This is a genomic window from Aeromonas sp. R2-2, from assembly GCF_040908355.1.
Lineage (GTDB): Bacteria > Pseudomonadota > Gammaproteobacteria > Enterobacterales > Aeromonadaceae > Aeromonas > Aeromonas veronii.
In genome coordinates, this window is sequence record NZ_JBFODQ010000062.1 from 36298 (window position 1) to 52517 (window position 16220).

A 16220-nucleotide genomic window follows, 5' to 3' on the forward strand; every position below is an offset into this window, starting at 1 on the left:
AGCGGAGAGCGGTTGCCTGCTAGGCAGCGAATGATGGCAGGGATCATGATTTCTTCTCCACCTCGGGCATCGCCATCTGATGTTGGCTATGGTCCATGCCTTCCATCTTTTCCATCTCATCCGTTCCACGCTTGGCGTCGCCGTCAGTAGCGGGTGCCTTCTCCTGATGGATGGTGGTGATGCGGTACTCATCCCCCTCCTGCATCACCTGCAGGTGCAGGGTCTGCCCCTCGACCAGCTTGCTGATGTCGACTCCTTCGGCGACGGTGAACTCCATCTCCATGGCGGGCCACTGCCACTCGGGGATGGGCTGGTGGGAGACCATCAGGGTGCGGTTGGCCAGATCGATGCTTTCAACCTCGCCCTGGGTCCACACCTGGGCAGGGCGCACTGCCGTCATACGCTGGAAGTCTGAATCGATGGCTGACTCGGAGTCGAGCAGGAACTGGGCCGAGCTGACGATGTTATCCCCAGCCTCTACCCCCGCCTTGATGGCGACCTTATCGCCAAACTGGGTGCCGAGAGTGACGGCGACCGACTTGAAGTTGCCATCCCCCAACGCCAGCACCAGCCGATCCTGACTGCCGGTGCGGATCACCGCTTCGCTCGGCACCACCAATTGCGGCTCTCCCTGCCCGGTGCGAATGCTCACCTTGGCAAACATATTGGGTTTCAAAAACTCGTCCGGGTTGGCAAAGCGCAGGCGCACCTTGAGGGTGCGGGTAGCTGCGTCCAGTGTCGGGTAGAGGTAATCCACCTTACCTTGCCAACTGCGACCGGGGGCATAGTCGAGAGTCATGGTGACCGGATCCCCCACCTTCAGCTGGGCGGCTTGACGTTCAAACACCTCGGCACTGACCCACACCTGCTGGAGGGTGCTGATGTTAAAGAGCGCCGCAGCGGGCTCAACATACTGGCCCTCGCGCACCTTGAGCTCGGAGACATAACCGCTGCTGGGGGCGTAAATGCTGATGGTTTCGCGCACCTGACGGCTGCGTTTGAGGGCCGCTATCTGATCCGCCGGCACCTGCAGGGACTTGAGCTTGCCCTCGGCAGCGCGCAGCAGCAGCGGGTTGGCGGTGTTGAGTGCCAGCAGGTATTCGTGCTGGGCGTTGACCAGATCCGGCGCGTAGAGCTCGTAAATAAGGCTCCCCTTGCTCACCTGCTGCCCCTCGCTCTTGATGGCGAGGGTGCGGATCCAGCCTGCCATGCGAGCGTTGATCGCCTCCAGCCGATCCTCGTCATACCCGACATAGCCCACCGTCTCGATCTGCTGGTGGATAGGCAGTCGCTCGACCTTAGCCAGTCGCACCCCCAGGTTCTGCCGGATCTCGGGGCTGATGGTGACGGTGCCCGGCGAGCCGTTTTTTTGTTCCTCATAGACGGGGATAAAGTCCATCCCCATGTTGTCCTTGGCAGGGGCATCGCGCTTGTCGCGGGGATCCATGGGGTTGACCCAGTAAAGGGGCGTCTTCTCTTTGACACTAGAGCCATCGGAGGTCTGTTTGGCGGCCCAGTAGCCGCCACCAGCTCCAAGGGCAAGTAGCAGGGCCGACATCAGGACGGTCTTGTTCATGACTGGCCTCCGGCGCGGATCTGCATGCAGAAAGTGCAGGAGGGTAATGCGCCCGCAAAGGCAGCAACCTTGGACGGTGAAAAGTGGGCTGGTGACATAATACGTCTTCTCTTTTGCAGGCCGCCGGTCGGGTGAGGTGCAAGGCATCACCAAAGGGGCTGGCGGCAAACGGGGCGCAGCTGTATCAGTGCGCACGGCTCCCTGTGAGCGGACCGGTTTGGCCGGGGCACAGGGTCAAGGCAAGGCGGCAGGAAACGGGCAAGTTAAAGCTTGCCTGTGCCGCAAGAGAAGGACTTTCTAGTGGCGTAACACCGACAGCATCAGATGTCGGCGTGGCCAGGAGGGAGGGTGAGTACCGCGCGAGCGCAGGAAGGGATCCCGCAACCAGTTATCAAGCAGTGACGCTGCGACGTTGTTGCCAAGTAGCAGGGGGAAGATCAGCAGGGCGACCAGTACACCCAGCAGAGCCATCGCGCCGAAGGAGGGGGCATTGATGCCTGTCTGCATCTGGCACTCATCGCCCATGGCTGACCCCTCGTCTCCCTGATGGCAGGAGAGGGGCATGACATCGCCCGGGTGATCCATAGCAGGCATTGCATGAGAGATATCGCCATCCGCCATCGCCATGGATGAATCGAACATCACCATCGACTGGGCGCTGCTTGGGGTCGGCTCGGAGGAGAGGGGAGAACCATGCCAGCTGATGCAGAGAGTCAGATTGCAGACGAGCAGCAGCGCCAGCAATAGCCGGGCCAGAGCAACTGAGGGCAATCTTGCAGCAAGCTGGGTGAGTGACAATCCGGGCATCCTTCGGGAACAAGTTGCCAAACTCTAAACCTTGCTCGCAGGAGAAGGTCAAGGTTTCTGCTGGCGCTGCTGTTGCAGGTAGAGGTCACTGTATTTCTCCAGCAACTGGTCTATCCATTGGCTAATGCCGAGCGCTTGCAACATGGGCTCCAGTTGTTCGAGGGTGCCAAGATGCGGAGATTGCAGTGAAACAGAAATATAGAGCTCACCACGCTGCAGTGGCCACTGCAGATCAGCCAGCTCGCTGTCCGGGTAATTGTCGCTCAGAAACAGGCGACCGGAAGAGCGGCCGTAAGGAACGAAGTCGACTCGGTCACTAGCCAGCAGGCCAAATACCTGCTTGAGGGAGTTGACCCTGTAGATGCGGGTATTCTCTTGCAAAAAATCATCCATTTCGCTGCCAAGGCTAACGCCTATCATCATGGCGCCCCGCAATCCGGTCAGATCCTCCCGTCGTTGCAGCAAGCGGCTTCCGGGTTGGCGCACGAACACCGCCATGTCATTGATGGCCATGGGCGTTCGGGTAAAGCGGGAGTAGTGCGCTCTCTCTTCGTTGCGCAGCGCACAGATATTGATGTCGACCTCTCCTTTCGCCACTTTCTGCTGACAGCGGGCCCAGGGGCCCACATAGGAGAGATCCACGTTGAAACCCAACCGTTGATAGAGGGTACTGACGACTTCGGCACAAACGCCGATGATCTTGCCATCGCTCAGCCAGTTCCAGGGGGGATAATCGTGATGACCACAGGCGGAGAGGGTAGTGGTCGTCAAGGTTGTCGCGAGCCAGAGCTGAGCCAGCATATCCGGATCCTGTGCAAAAAAGTCTCTATGTGTGTCATTGAAGCACACCGCAGACAAAAAATACCCCCGCACGGGCGGGGGTAGTTTGTTATCGGTGGAACGCCTGGGGAGAGCGTTACTGCTTGGCGCGCTTTTCCGATCCTCTCATGATGAGGCGGAAGAAGAGCGGGATAAAGAAGATGGCGATAAAGGTGGCCGCGAGCATGCCGCCGATCACCGGCCAGCCGAGGGCGTGACGGCTTGCCGCACCGGCCCCGCTGGAGGTGACCAAAGGCACACAGCCGAGGATGAAGGCGAGCGAGGTCATCACGATGGGACGGAAACGCAGGCGTGCCGCCTCCAGTGCCGACTCGATGAGGCTCATCCCCTCTTCGTGCTTCATCACCGCGAACTCCACGATCAGGATGGCGTTCTTGGCGGCAAGGCCGACCAGGGTCACCAGCCCGATCTGGAAGTAGACGTTGTTGGTCAGCCCCACCAGCCAGGTGGCGAGCAGGGCACCGAACAGGGCGAACGGTACGGCGGTGATCACCGCAAACGGCAGGCTCCAGCGTTCATACTGGGCGGCCAGAATGAGGAAGATCATCACGATACCGAAACCAAAGGCCATGCCTGCGCTGCCTGCGGCCGCTTTCTCCTGATAGGCGGAGCCGGTCCACTCCAGCTTGGCGTCGTTGCCAAGAGCCTCATTGGCGACCTCTTCCAGCGCGGCGATGGCCTGACCCGAGCTGTAGCCTGGGGCGGGCTGGGCCATGATCTTGGCGGCCTGGAAGATGTTGAAGCGTTCGACCAGTTCGGGGCCGGTGGCATCACGCACCGTCACCAGACTGCTGAGCGGGATCATCTCCCCCTTGTCGGAGCGGACATAGACGTTGCGGATGTCGCTCTTCTTGGCGCGGTAGTCGGCCTCGGACTGCAACTGCACCCGGTAGGTACGGCCGAACTGGTTGAAGTCGTTGACATAGACCTGGCCGAAGGTGGCCTGCATGGTGTCGAACACCGCGTTGATCGGCAGCCCAAGCGCCTTGGCCTTTTCGCGATCCAGGTCGAGATAGACCTGCGGCACGTTGGCGCGGTAGGTGCTGGTGACGCTGGCAAACTCCGGGCGCGCCTTGGCCGCTTCGAGGAAGCGTTGCACTTCGCCTGAGAAGGCCTGGGCGTTGCCGGTGCCACGGTTTTGCAGATAGGCCTCAAGGCCACCTGTGGTGGACATCCCCTGAATGGGAGGCGGGTTGAAGGAGGCGACAAAGCCATCCGCCAGCCCCATCAGGCTCAAGCCCTGGAAGGTCTTGGCCAGCGAGAAGGAGTCCTGCCCGGCCCCCTGACGCTCACTCCAGTCCTTCAGGGTAATGAAGGTCATGCCGCTGTTGCTGATGATGGCATTGGAGAGAATGTCAAAGCCCGAGAAGGTGATCACATCCTTCACATGGGGGTTGGCCATGGCGATCTTGTCGAACTGATCCGCCACTGCTTGGGTCCGGCTCATCGCGGCGGCATCCGGCAGCATGACGGCGGAGATGAGGTAGCCCTGATCTTCGTTTGGTACCAGTTCGCCCGGCACTTTCAGGAAGAGGCCGTAGATGGAGAGGATCAGCACGGCGATGATGGCAAAGGCGACCCCCACCCGACGGTTGAGGAAGGCCACACCCCGTACATAGCCGCGGGTCAGCTGGTCAAATTTTTCGTTGAACCAGACGAAGAAGCGGGCCGGTTTGTGGTGTCCCTCTTTCAGCAACACGGCACAGAGGGCCGGGGAGAGAGTCAGTGCCACCAGACCGGAGATGGCGACCGAGACCGCGACCGTGATGGCGAACTGTTTGTACATCACCCCGGTCATGCCACCCATAAAGGCGACCGGCAGGAACACGGCGCAGAGCACCAGCACGATGGCGACCACCGGACCGGAGACCTCCTGCATGGCGAGGATGGCAGCCTCCTTGGCGGAGCACTTCTTCTCGCTCATGATCCGCTCGACGTTTTCGAGCACCACGATGGCGTCATCCACCACGATGCCGATGGCAAGCACCATGCCGAACAGGGTCAGCAGGTTGATGGAGAAACCGAGCACCAGCATGCCGGCGAAGGTCCCGATAAGCGACACCGGCACCGCGATACAGGGGATCAGGGTGGCGCGGAAGTTTTGCAGGAACAGATAGACCACCACGAACACCAGTACGATCGCCTCGAACAGGGTGTGTACCACCTCTTCGATGGAGATCTTCACGAACTCGGTGGTGTCGTAGGGGATCTGGTACTCGATATCCTGCGGGAAGCGCTCCTTGAGCCGCTCCATGGTGGCATGTACCGCATCGGCAACCGCGACGGCGTTGGCGCCCGGCTGCAGATAGGTGGCGATACCGATGGCCGGTTTGCCGTTGGCGCGGGCCACCAGGTCATAATCCTTGCCCCCCAGCTCGACCCGGGCGACATCGCGGACCCGGATCTTGGAGCCATCGGGCATGGAGCGGACGATGATGTTCTGGAACTCCTTCACATCCTCAAGGCGCCCTTTGGTCTGCACCGTGTAGGTGAAGTCGATGGGGGCCGTGGTGGGTTGGGCTCCGATCTTGCCCGCAGCGAACTGGGTGTTCTGCTCGCGAATGGCGCCGATCACGTCGCTCGGGGTGAGCTCGAGCTGGGCCAGTCGATCCGGCCGCAACCAGATGCGCATCGCGTAGTCGGTACCGCCAAACAGAGTGGTATCACCGATGCCGGGAATCCGCTTGAGCTCATCGATGATGTTGAGCAGGGCGTAGTTCGACAGATAGGTGGTATCAAACGAGCCGTTCGGTGACTGGAGGGTGACCACCTGCAGGATGGAGGTCGATTTCTTCTTGACCGTCACCCCCTGCTTTTTCACCTCTTCCGGCAGCTGGGCCATGGCGGCTGAGACCCGGTTGTTGACGTTGATGGTGGCCTGATCCGGATCGGTGCCGATCTCGAAGTAGACGTTGAGGTTCATCTGGCCGTTGGAGGCCGACCCCGACTGCATGTAGATCATCCGCTCGACGCCGTTGATCTGCTGCTCCAGCGGCGCTGCCACGGTCTGGGAGATCACCTCCGGGGTTGCGCCCGGATAAAACGCCGTGACCGAGACCACCGGCGGGGTGATCTGGGGATATTGCTCGATGGGGAGCGCCCGCATCGCCGCCAACCCGCCCAGCACGATAATGATCGAAATCACGCTGGCGAAGATGGGGCGTTCTATGAAGAACTTGGAAAACATACGGGCTCCTTACTTGGCCGCAGACTGGCTGACCACCTTGCCGGTGATCGCCTTCATCTCGTCGGCAGAGACAGGTTTCACCACGGCGCCGGGGCGAGCCTTCATCAAGCCTTCGACGATATAGCGCTCACCTGCCTGCAGACCGTTCTCGATCAGCACGCCGGAGTCGACTGCCGCGCCCAGGGTCACCGGACGGGGCACCACCTTGTTGTCGGCATCGACCACCATCACCATGCGGTCAGCCTGGGACTGGACGATGGCGCGCGGCGGCACCACGATGGCGTTTTTGCGGGTGCCCAGATCGATGGTCATACGGACAAACTGGCCGGGCAGCAGTACGCCGTCCTTGTTGTCGAAGATGGCACGGGCACGGATGGTGCCGGTCTGGGGATCGACCCGGTTGTCGGAGAAGTTGAGCTTGCCCGCCTCCGGATAGAGGGAGCCATCGGCCAGACGAATATGGGTGCGCCAGGTGGTGGCATCCTTCGCCTCAATCACCCCTTTCTTTACCGAGTTTTCGAAGTTGAGGCGATCCTGCTCCGAGTAGGAGAAGTTGACATAGAGCGGATCAAACTGGGTGATGGTAGTGAGCAGGCCGTTGTCGCCGCTGGTGGAGATAAGGCTCCCCTCGGACTGGGAGCTCTTGCTCGCCATGCCGTTGATGGGGGCGGTCACCTGGGTGTAGCTGAGGTTGAGCTCCGCCTCTTTCACCTTGGCCTGAGCGGCCTGATGGCTGGCGATGGCCGCTTCATAGTTGGCGATGGTGTCGTCATAGTCCTTGCGGCTCACCACCTGACGCTTGAAGAGGGGAATGATGCGATCCCGATCGGCACGGGCCTTGTTGAGACGGGCCTGCTCCTGAGCCAAAGTCCCTTTGGCCTGCTCCAGTGCCACTTTGTAGGGCTCCGGGTCAATCAGAAACAGCTCCTGACCGGCGGTAACCGGCTGGCCTTCCACATAAGTGCGCTTGAGCAGGATGCCACTGACCCGGGAGCGCACATCAATCTCGCGAAAACCGGCGGTCTCTCCCACCATCTCGGTGGTGAGCGGCACATCGGTCAGCTTGACCTCGGCGACCACCACAGGGACGGCGGGCATGGTCTGGGCCGTCTGGGTCGTCTCGCCGCCACAGGCACTCAGACCGCTGATCAGCGCCAGGGTCAGCAAGCTGCGTTTGTAAACCTCTCTTCCGGCATTGGGCACCTTCATCATCACACTCCTGTTGGATCGATTTCGGCTGCTGCGTTCAGCATGTTTCTCCATACACATCATTAACTTCATGATTAAAAAAACAACTTCTTTATGATTGGAATGGGAGATGATAGGGCGGCAACCTTGAACACAACCTTCTCAAAGTGACAATTAGGGTTGCCGATTGACGAAAAAAGTCTGACTTTTCCGATTTGGGCGGGGGGCTTCGGGGATGTTCATCCCGGGCCCGGGCTCTTCGTAACCGTATCACGCCAGCCACTCCTTGCTGCAAAAAATAAGGTGCCATAAGGCACCTTGTCTGGATGGGTTTTTTACGCCCTTTTATCGCAGGCAACCGCGAGCCGCTTCACAGTTTACGAATTCGTCGCGGCTCATCGGTTAATCTTGCGCCGCATCAGGCGAAGCAGGCCCAGATGGGGGCGTGGTCGGAGGGTTTCTCGATGCCGCGCAGCTCGTAGTCGATACCGGTCTCGGTCACCTTGTCCTTGAGGGCGTCCGAGGCCATGATGAGGTCGATGCGCAGGCCGCGGTTCTCGTCAAAGCCCTTGGAGCGGTAGTCAAACCAGGAGAAACGCTCGCACTCGGTGGGGTTGGCGGCGCGGAAGGTGTCGGTGAGGCCAAACCCTTTCAGTCGCTCCATCCATTCGCGCTCGATGGGCAGGAAGGAGCATTTGCCATCCCGCAGCCAGCGTTTGCGGTTTGCCTCGCCGATGCCGATGTCGAGATCGGTGGGGGAGATATTCATATCCCCGATCAGCACCAGCTGGTCGTCCGGGGTGTGGTTGGTCTCGAGGTAGTGCTGCAGATCCTCGTAGAACTTCTGCTTGGCCGGGAACTTGGTCTCGTGATCCTGACTTTCACCCTGCGGGAAGTAGCCGTTCATCACCTTGATGAGAGAGCCGTCTTCGCGCTCGAAGATGGCCATGATCATCCGGCGCTGGGCCTCTTCGTCATCGGTGGGGAAGCCTTTCTCCACCTTGACCGGCTTCTGCTTGCTCATGATGGCGACCCCGTAGTGGGCCTTCTGGCCGTGAAACTCCACGTGATAGCCCATGGCCTCCACATCGGCCAGCGGGAAGGCTTCATCGTGCACCTTGATCTCCTGCAGGCCGATCACATCGGGCTGGTGCTTGTCGATGATGGCTTGCAGCTGGTGCAGACGGGCGCGCAGGCCGTTGATATTGAAAGAGATGATCTTCATGTCCAGGGTGCTCATGTCATTATTATAAGTGGCTATTGGACTAGGAATCGGCTGTGGATGCAAGTTCGGGGGCTGTGACTGGTGCAGCGGCTTGGTAACCTGTTCACGATCCGTCGCGAGAGGCTGTCAGCAAGGTGAAGCGCAGCGCAGGAACCGGATTGTATATGTATACATGAGGATTCCGAGCAGCACATGAGCCTTGATCACAGCCTCGCAGTAGGATCGTGGACAGGTTTTCAGCGGGTCATCTTTTTGACGAATACCACCACAAACAGCGCCAGCGTGAAGCTGCCGGTAAAGGCTTCAAAGGCGGCGAAGATCCTGGAGAGGCCGACTGGAGTGAAGTCGCCGTACCCCAACGTGGTGAAGGTGACCACGCTGTAGTAGAGGCATTCGAGCAGGAAGATGGCATTTTGCTCGAGCGGGGCACCGGGCTGGTAGATGAGGTGCTCGCCCTGAAAATGCAGTCCGCAGAAGAAGTAAAAAATGCTGCAGATAAAGATGAGCAGCAACGAGAAGAGCACCACCCGCATCGGGGCCTCGCCATAGCCGCAGAAGAGATCGACCACCCAGGAGGTAAAACGCTGGGTCGACCAGAACGGCAGTTGCAGGCGGCGCATGGTGAGCTCCTGCTGGATATAGTTGCCGGACATGGTGAAGATCCCCTGTGCCTCGGAGGCTTTGCGCAGATCCCTGTAGGTCTCTTCCGCCTCCTTGAACCAGATGCGCGCCTGTTTGGGATCCCGTTCGCGGCGCCCCTTGCGATCCTGCATCACCCGTTTGCCGGTCTGCATGTTGTCGAGTCGGGTGTTGTGCCAGCGTATGCCGAGCAGGTTGACGTCATCGAGGGTAGCGCACTGGAGGTTGGCATCACTGAGATCGGCCTTCATCAGGCTGCCGCCCTTCATGCGCAGGCCGTAGAGGTGACCACCGCGCAGGTTGGCGCGATAGAGGTTGCACTGCTCCAGCAAAAATCCCTGATCGGACTCCTTGTTGACCAGATTGAGACCCGCCAGATTGGCCCGTGACAGCTGCAGGCCGTGGCAGAGTCCGCCAGCGCGAACGTACTGTTCAAGCGCCTCGGCGCTGCGGGCTTCCTGATGGGTATGGTGGGGATCATGCCAGTGGCAGAGATCGTGCTCGCCAGCCTCTTCACTGCAGTGGCGGCCATCGGCCACCAGATAACGACACATCGCCATCTTCGTTTCCCTCGCATTGCCGAACTGGTTTCAGCATAGGCGGGGAAAAGGGGGCGTGGCGGCGTCTTAGCTGAACTGGTTGAACTCCTGCCGCAGCTTGCGAAAACGCTCCTGCTGGGCCGGGTTGAGGGGGATGCCGTCGAGCACGTCCAGGGTGTCTTTGCACTCGGCACCAAACTCCGGGCTCTTGCGGTTTTTCTGCATCAGTTGCAGCAGCACCTGGATCTTGTTGAGAGCCGCACCGGTATTGGCGGGGGCGCGGCGCAGGGCCTCGCGAAAATGACCGAGGGCCTGCTCCAGCTCGCCGCTCTGATAGGCCTTGATCCCCAGATCGTTGAGCTGCTGGTAGCGCTGACGCCGCTCCAGCACCGTCTTGTCATCGCGGGTTGCCTGAATGCAGGTGGTGAGCAGCCGATCTTCGTCCTCCGCCAGCAGCCCTTGCAGGCTTTCGGCATATTCAAACTCGCCGAGCTGGTAGAGGGCAAGGATGGTCTCGCCAAGCAGGGCGGGGGGCATGGTGGCCGGTTCATCGAGCCAGTTCTGATTGGCGCGATAGAGCATCTTCTTGCCCTTGAGCAGCTCGCCCAGCGCAATCTGCACCCGGGCCTGACAGATCTGCTCGAACACCGGGTAGTTGAACTCCGACATCATCAACGAGTCGCGGATGCGCGACAGGGCGGAATTGACCTGCTTTTGCAGGTTGGCGATGTGGTAGCTGTCGTTGCTGTTGAGGGCGTAGAGGGTCAGGGTCTGGATATAGGCCCCCAGATAATGGGGCGTGCGGTGAATGGAGTTGCGCGACAGGTCGATCAGCGACATCAGTACATCCTTGGCCTGGGCGTAGTCGTGGCGCTGCAGGCACACCTCCGCCAGTCGTCGGGAGAGTTGCACCGACTGGGGGGAGATATCCACTGCCCGTCTGAGCTCCTGCTGCGCCTGCTCGTCATTGCCAAGGGCCAGCAGGGATTCTGCCAGCCAGAGGTGAGCCTCCACCATCAGTGGGGTATTTTTGAGGGTCGCCTGCAGATGGCTGACCGCCTCTTCGTGGAGCCCCAGGGTGTTGCACGCCTTGCCCAGCGTCAGGCGGGCCCAGCTGTTCTCTTGCCCGGCCAGCAGCTGGCGCATTAAAGAGCGCGCCTCCTGTGCCTGACCCAGCTTGAGGTGGGTATCGGCCTGCAGGCAGCGGCAGTAGTTGGCAAAACGGGGCACCGCATCGGCCCGCTCGGCACAGGCGGTAATGAGGGCTGCCAGATTGTCATCGGCCAGCGCGGTAAAGACGCTGGCCAGCGCATTGCGCCGGGCGAGGGCACGCTTCAAGCGAAACGAGAACTGCTCCTGAGAGAAGGGCTTCATCAGGTATTCGTCGGGCTCGGCCTCCAGCGCGCTCAGTACCATGGCGCGGGAGCTGTCGCCACTCACCATGATCACCACGCTCTGGGGCGGGATCAGATCTTTGTCGCGCAGGCTCTCGAGCAACTGGCGGCCATTCTCGCCACCCCCCAGATCGTAATCGATGAGATAGATGTCGAAACTGCCCTTCTGGCAGCGGCGCCGCGCATCCTCGGCGGTATTGGAGTAGGTGATGTTGCTGATACCCAGATTGAGCAGCATCGCCTTCATCATCACCTGAAACGAGCGCTGCTCATTGACCATCAGAATGCGTTGTGGCTTGGCTGGGCTCTTTTTTTCTGGCTCTTGTTCAGGTGTCTGCATCTGTCTGGGTCGAGGCGCTACGGGCTGATGGGAGAAAGTGTGCCACCAAAGCGCCCGAAGAGGCAATTGGCCAAGTTGTCGATTGCGAACCATCTCCGTTTGTCCGCCTATTGCCCGCGATGAGTGAAAGAAAAAGGCCCTGTTGCCAGGGCCTTGAACTCAATGTTTTTTCTCTGCCAGATAGGGAGCAAATTGCGGCGTGTACTCGGCCTTGAACCCCTGTTCGGTCTTGATGATGAGATAGACCGCCAGCTGGTGCTGCTTGGCAAATGCCAACCCCGCTTCAGGCCCCATCACCATCAGCGCGGTATCGAGGGCATCGGCCTCCAGTGCGGTCGGGGTGATGACGCTGGCGGAGACCAGCTTGTGGGTGACCGGCTGGCCGGTGGCGGGGTCGATGATATGGGAGTAACGCTGGCCATCCAACTCGTAGTAGTTGCGATAGCTGCCCGCGGTGCTGAGCGCCATGCCGTTGGGGATGACGATATCGGAAAACGCTCCCGGCTGATCGGAGGGTTCGACGATGGCCACTTTCCATGGCGAGCCCTTGCTGTTGTTGCCCTTGCTGCGCACCGCACCGGCCACTTCGATCAGGTAGTTGTGTACCCCCTTGCCTTCGAGCAGGGCGGCAATCTCGTCAGAGGCGGCACCCTCGCCAAGGGTGGAGAGGTCGAGATAGAGATCCGGGATCGTTTTTTCGAGCAAGAAGTGATCCCCCTGCGGGGTCAGGCTCAGCTTGTCGATCCCTACCTTGTGGCGGGCGGCGGCGATGGCCGCCTCATCGGGCCGCTTGACCGGCCGTTTGTCTGGGCCAAAGCCCCATAGATTGACCAGAGGCCCCACGGTCACATCCAGCTTGCCGTCGGTCAGCTTACCGGCATCAATCCCCTGCTGGACTATGATGGCCATGGCGGGCGGGATGGCAAACGGGGTATTGGCGGGCCCCTGATTGAAACGGGAGATGAGCGAGCCCGGATCGTAGGTGGAGATCTCCTTGTTCATCCGGGCCAGCAGGCTCTCTACGTCGCTTTTGAGGGCTGGCTCCCCACCAGGGTAGCTATCGCTCAGGGTCACCACATAGTAGGTGCCCATGGTCTTGCCCTGAATACGGGTCTGGGCAGGCGGGGTGGGCTGGCAGCCGGCCAGCGCCAGCAGCAGGGTCAGCAGCAGGCCGCGCATGGCCGCCACGGGGGTTATCGCAATCATCCGGCGCTCTCATCTGGAGAAGGTTCATATCGGGGCGCTAGCTTAGCCAAGGGGCGCCCTTCGGGCGAGCCCTGATAGGGCCAATCGGGGGGAAAAGGGCAGAAAAAATTAAACATTTTTGAACCTGTGACAGCCGAGCGCCGTATCGTCCATCCGTGAGGGAGAGAGTGGCGAGTAGAGCACCGTCTGGTGACCTGGCCCGCAGCTTTGGCCAAAAGCCATAGCCGATTGAAGACAATTGAGTAAAATGAAGGTCGATTTAGACGGCATCTTTGCGAAGCGTTCACCGCATCCGCCAAGTCGTTGCCATCCATTGCCAATCAAAGGAGAAGATGATGAAAAAGGCGATTACCCTGCTGTTTCTGAGTACCCTGGCTGCCCCTGTGCTGGCGGATGAGTGTGCACTGGTCATCGAAGGCAATGATGCCATGCAGTACAACCTCAAAGAGATGAGCGTGCCGGCCACCTGCAAGGAGGTGACGGTCACCCTGAACCATACCGGCAAGCTGCCCGTGACCGCCATGGGCCACAACTGGGTGCTGGCCAGCACCGCTGACTATCAGACCGTGGCAACTGCCGGGATGAGCGCCGGGGCCGAGAACGGTTATCTGCCCAAGGATGATCCCCGTGTGCTGGCTCACACCAAGCTGATCGGCGGCGGCGAGAGCAGCAGCGTCACTTTCAAGACCGACGGTCTGGCGGGCAAGGATCTCACCTTCTTCTGCTCCTTCCCCGGCCACTTTGCCATGATGAAGGGCTCCTTCAAGGTCAACTAAGGTGCTGACCGGCACGAGCCGGTTGCCTCAATAGCAAAAGCCGGGATTTCCCGGCTTTTTCATCTCTGCTGTTTGTGTGTGGCGTGGCATGACTGCACACCGCCGACTTTTGCGCTATTTAGTCTGCAGGGTAAAGAAGGCGATGGCGGTCTTCTTCTGGCATTCGAAGTGAATGCTCTCTTCACCGGTCACCACCAGCGTCTCGTTGATGGCCACCTCTTTGCCCTGCACGGCCAGCTGGCCGCTCAGCAGGTGACAGAGGTAGGTCTTCTCTGGCTCGAGGGTAAGGGTCAGCGGGAAGGGGAGGTTCAGCACCCGCACGTTGGCGCTGATGCGATCCGGATGGTAGATAAGCCCCAGATCGGTCACCTCTTTTTTCAGCAACTCGCAGTGGGTCTCCTCATCGCCGCTAAAGTGCGCCGCCTCGAAGGTGGCGTAGGGGTGGCCGTTGAGCACAAAGCCAGCCCCGTTCACCGGCAGCAAAATGCGCTGATAGCCGGGAAAGGGGGAGAAGGGGCCCGCGCTCTTGATGGGGGCCGAGCTCAGTCGATAGTCAAAGTCGAGTTTGGCAAGGTTGCTCCCCTTGGGGGAGATGAGGATCTGGCTGGTGGTGCCCTGCTGGTTTTTCCAGGGCATCTTCTGGTGGTCTGACTCTTTAATCAGGGAGATCACGGGCACTTCCTCACGATGAAAAAACGCAGGGAGCCGGGGACATCAGCCCCGGCTCCCTGATAGAGATTGGCGATGGTAAAGGCGATCAGCCCTGACCATCCAGCGCAGCCAGCCGCGCTTCCATGGCGGCGAGACGGCTCTTGAGCTCGCTCACCTCCTGCTCCAGCTCGCTCAGACGGTCGGCGGCAGGGGAGGCATAGGCCGCGGCGGGGGCAGCATCCATCATCGCCTGAATATCCACTTCGCCGCTAAACAGGTGGGCGTAGCGGGATTCGCGCTTGCCCGGCTCGCGCGGCAGCTTGACCACGTAGGGGCCACGCTCGATGAGTTGGGTCAGTACCGCATCTACCTCGGTGACATCATCGAAGCTGCAGAGGCGGTTGGTGCGCGAGCGCAGCTCCCCCGGGGTTTGCGGGCCGCGCAGCAGCAGTTCGCAGACGATGCCAAGCTCCTGGGCACTGAATTTCAGCTCGCCAAATTCGGTGTTGCAGAATCTGTGCTGATAGCGGGGCACCCGGGCGTTGAAGCCTGCAGTGTTGACCACCAGCCGCTTGCGGATCAGCTCGTCTACCACGGCGCGGATATCGAGCTCGGAGAGCTCCAGCACCGGCTCGCGGTTGCTCTTCTGGTTGCAGGCGTTGACCAGTGCATTAAGGGAGAGGGGATATTGATCCGGGGTGCAGATCTCTTTTTCAATCAGACAGCCGATGACGCGGGCTTCCAGCGGGCCAAGTACTAACCGTGAATTCAGATAATAAGTGCAATGCCCATGGTGCATAGGAGAGAGGCGGTCAACTACCAGTTAGGGTACGCTTCTTCTCGCCAAAGAAACAAAGCGATACACCATGAAATACCAGCAGTTGACCGAGGGGCTACGATACCAGATTGCCTGCCTCCGTGACCATGGCCTGTCACAGGCCCGCATTGCCAAACAGCTCGGGGTTCATCCATCGACTATCAGTCGTGAGCTTCGTCGTAATTGTGCTGGGCAGGCCTATCAGCCGCAGCAGGCTCACCAACTTGCCACGGCACGACGGCTGACGAGTCAGAAGCGTACTGTCCCGTCTGATACCATCGACTTTGTTTGCATGGCGCTGGTCGCGGACTGGAGTCCCGAGCAAATCAGTGGCGTTGGAGACATGATTAACTGCCCGGTTAGCCACGAGTGGATATACCGCTATGTGGCACGCGACAAGGCCAACGGTGGCACGCTATACCGGCATCTGCGTCAGGGTCACAAACGCTATCGCAAGGGTAAGAACAGCAAACGCAGTGTCATTCCCAATCCGGTATCGATTGATGAACGCCCTGCGATAGTCAATGAGCGGAGCCGTGTGGGAGATTGGGAAGTCGATACCGTGTTGGGTAAGCAAGGCAGCGGTGCAATAGTGAGTCTGTTGGAGCGTAAGAGCCGGCTCTACCTGGTTCAATACGTTCCCAGCAAAACAGCCAGCGCGGTGGCGGACACCATTATCAGCATGCTGAAACCCTACCAGGCACATGTCCATACCATCACAGCTGACAATGGTAGCGAGTTTGTCGAACATGAACGTGTTGCAGCAGAGCTGGAAGCGCAGGTGTACTTTGCGCATCCATACAGTGCATGGGAACGGGGACAGAATGAGAATAGCAATGGTCTGCTGCGGCAATATGTGCCCAAAGGCAGTGATTTGAGTGTGGTGACAGCAGAGGCACTGTCAGCCGTCGAAAAGCGGCTGAACTTCAGGCCGCGCAAATGCTTGGGATTCAAACAGCCACAGGTGGTTTTTGACGAACTTCTGAAAGCAGCCTGATTTTTAATCGGGAATTGCACTTCGAAGTTGAATTCGCG

Annotated in this window: 13 protein-coding genes; 2 read left to right on the top strand and 11 right to left on the bottom strand. The window is 59.9% G+C overall.

Annotated features, from left to right (window positions below; all coding sequences use genetic code 11):
• Positions 1-43: 43 nt before the first annotated feature.
• From AB5Z09_RS12665 to AB5Z09_RS12705, 9 genes are all read right to left on the bottom strand, one after another.
• Complete coding sequence (locus tag AB5Z09_RS12665) at positions 44-1576, bottom strand: efflux RND transporter periplasmic adaptor subunit (RefSeq protein WP_368195429.1); 1533 nt, start codon at positions 1574-1576, stop codon at positions 44-46.
• 297 nt (positions 1577-1873) lie between these two features.
• Positions 1874-2374 carry a hypothetical protein gene (locus AB5Z09_RS12670; RefSeq protein WP_368195430.1) on the bottom strand — a complete coding sequence of 167 codons (501 nt, stop codon included), beginning with the start codon at positions 2372-2374 and terminating at the stop codon, positions 1874-1876.
• A 57-nt stretch (positions 2375-2431) separates the two neighbouring features.
• Complete coding sequence (locus AB5Z09_RS12675) at positions 2432-3184, bottom strand: substrate-binding periplasmic protein (RefSeq protein WP_368195431.1); 753 nt, start codon at positions 3182-3184, stop codon at positions 2432-2434.
• A gap of 115 nt (positions 3185-3299) precedes the next feature.
• A complete protein-coding gene (locus tag AB5Z09_RS12680) occupies positions 3300-6410 on the bottom strand; it encodes an efflux RND transporter permease subunit (protein WP_139473795.1) in 3111 nt (1036 codons plus the stop codon).
• Positions 6411-6419: 9 nt separating this feature from the next.
• Positions 6420-7619 (bottom strand): efflux RND transporter periplasmic adaptor subunit, encoded by a 1200-nt coding sequence (locus AB5Z09_RS12685; RefSeq protein WP_323917574.1) that lies wholly within the window; start codon positions 7617-7619, stop codon positions 6420-6422.
• 397 nt (positions 7620-8016) lie between these two features.
• On the bottom strand, positions 8017-8823 hold the full coding sequence (xthA, locus tag AB5Z09_RS12690; protein ID WP_323917431.1) for an exodeoxyribonuclease III: 807 nt from the start codon (positions 8821-8823) through the stop codon (positions 8017-8019).
• 236 nt (positions 8824-9059) lie between these two features.
• Complete coding sequence (locus tag AB5Z09_RS12695; RefSeq protein ID WP_069555464.1) at positions 9060-10022, bottom strand: ion channel; 963 nt, start codon at positions 10020-10022, stop codon at positions 9060-9062.
• 66 nt (positions 10023-10088) lie between these two features.
• Complete coding sequence (locus AB5Z09_RS12700) at positions 10089-11735, bottom strand: tetratricopeptide repeat protein (RefSeq protein WP_368195432.1); 1647 nt, start codon at positions 11733-11735, stop codon at positions 10089-10091.
• Positions 11736-11894: 159 nt separating this feature from the next.
• On the bottom strand, positions 11895-12941 hold the full coding sequence (locus AB5Z09_RS12705; protein WP_368195433.1) for an FAD:protein FMN transferase: 1047 nt from the start codon (positions 12939-12941) through the stop codon (positions 11895-11897).
• A 335-nt stretch (positions 12942-13276) separates the two neighbouring features.
• Here AB5Z09_RS12705 and azu point away from each other — a divergent pair, with 335 nt between their 5' ends.
• Entirely contained in the window at positions 13277-13717 is a 441-nt protein-coding gene (gene azu / locus AB5Z09_RS12710) for an azurin (RefSeq protein ID WP_005337768.1), read from the top strand.
• A 114-nt stretch (positions 13718-13831) separates the two neighbouring features.
• On the opposite strand, the gene AB5Z09_RS12715 is transcribed toward azu, so the two are convergent.
• Positions 13832-14389: a HutD family protein gene (locus AB5Z09_RS12715; protein ID WP_368195434.1), complete on the bottom strand. Its 558-nt coding sequence runs from the start codon at positions 14387-14389 to the stop codon at positions 13832-13834.
• An 85-nt stretch (positions 14390-14474) separates the two neighbouring features.
• Complete coding sequence (locus AB5Z09_RS12720; RefSeq protein WP_368195435.1) at positions 14475-15167, bottom strand: YceH family protein; 693 nt, start codon at positions 15165-15167, stop codon at positions 14475-14477.
• A 67-nt stretch (positions 15168-15234) separates the two neighbouring features.
• Here AB5Z09_RS12720 and AB5Z09_RS12725 point away from each other — a divergent pair, with 67 nt between their 5' ends.
• Complete coding sequence (locus AB5Z09_RS12725) at positions 15235-16182, top strand: IS30-like element ISAeca1 family transposase (RefSeq protein ID WP_012564931.1); 948 nt, start codon at positions 15235-15237, stop codon at positions 16180-16182.
• The last annotated feature ends 38 nt before the right edge of the window (positions 16183-16220 follow it).

What these genes read in the sequence shown, in the direction of transcription:
- AB5Z09_RS12665 (WP_368195429.1), bottom strand. Translation starts at nt 1,576, where the DNA reads ATGAACAAGACCGTCCTGATGTCGGCCCTGCTACTTGCCCTTGGAGCT.
- AB5Z09_RS12675 (WP_368195431.1), bottom strand. Translation starts at nt 3,184, where the DNA reads ATGCTGGCTCAGCTCTGGCTCGCGACAACCTTGACGACCACTACCCTC.
- AB5Z09_RS12680 (WP_139473795.1), bottom strand. Translation starts at nt 6,410, where the DNA reads ATGTTTTCCAAGTTCTTCATAGAACGCCCCATCTTCGCCAGCGTGATT.
- AB5Z09_RS12685 (WP_323917574.1), bottom strand. Translation starts at nt 7,619, where the DNA reads ATGAAGGTGCCCAATGCCGGAAGAGAGGTTTACAAACGCAGCTTGCTG.
- xthA (WP_323917431.1), bottom strand. Translation starts at nt 8,823, where the DNA reads ATGAAGATCATCTCTTTCAATATCAACGGCCTGCGCGCCCGTCTGCAC.
- AB5Z09_RS12695 (WP_069555464.1), bottom strand. Translation starts at nt 10,022, where the DNA reads ATGGCGATGTGTCGTTATCTGGTGGCCGATGGCCGCCACTGCAGTGAA.
- AB5Z09_RS12700 (WP_368195432.1), bottom strand. Translation starts at nt 11,735, where the DNA reads ATGCAGACACCTGAACAAGAGCCAGAAAAAAAGAGCCCAGCCAAGCCA.
- AB5Z09_RS12705 (WP_368195433.1), bottom strand. Translation starts at nt 12,941, where the DNA reads ATGATTGCGATAACCCCCGTGGCGGCCATGCGCGGCCTGCTGCTGACC.
- azu (WP_005337768.1), top strand. Translation starts at nt 13,277, where the DNA reads ATGAAAAAGGCGATTACCCTGCTGTTTCTGAGTACCCTGGCTGCCCCT.
- AB5Z09_RS12720 (WP_368195435.1), bottom strand. Translation starts at nt 15,167, where the DNA reads ATGCACCATGGGCATTGCACTTATTATCTGAATTCACGGTTAGTACTT.
- AB5Z09_RS12725 (WP_012564931.1), top strand. Translation starts at nt 15,235, where the DNA reads ATGAAATACCAGCAGTTGACCGAGGGGCTACGATACCAGATTGCCTGC.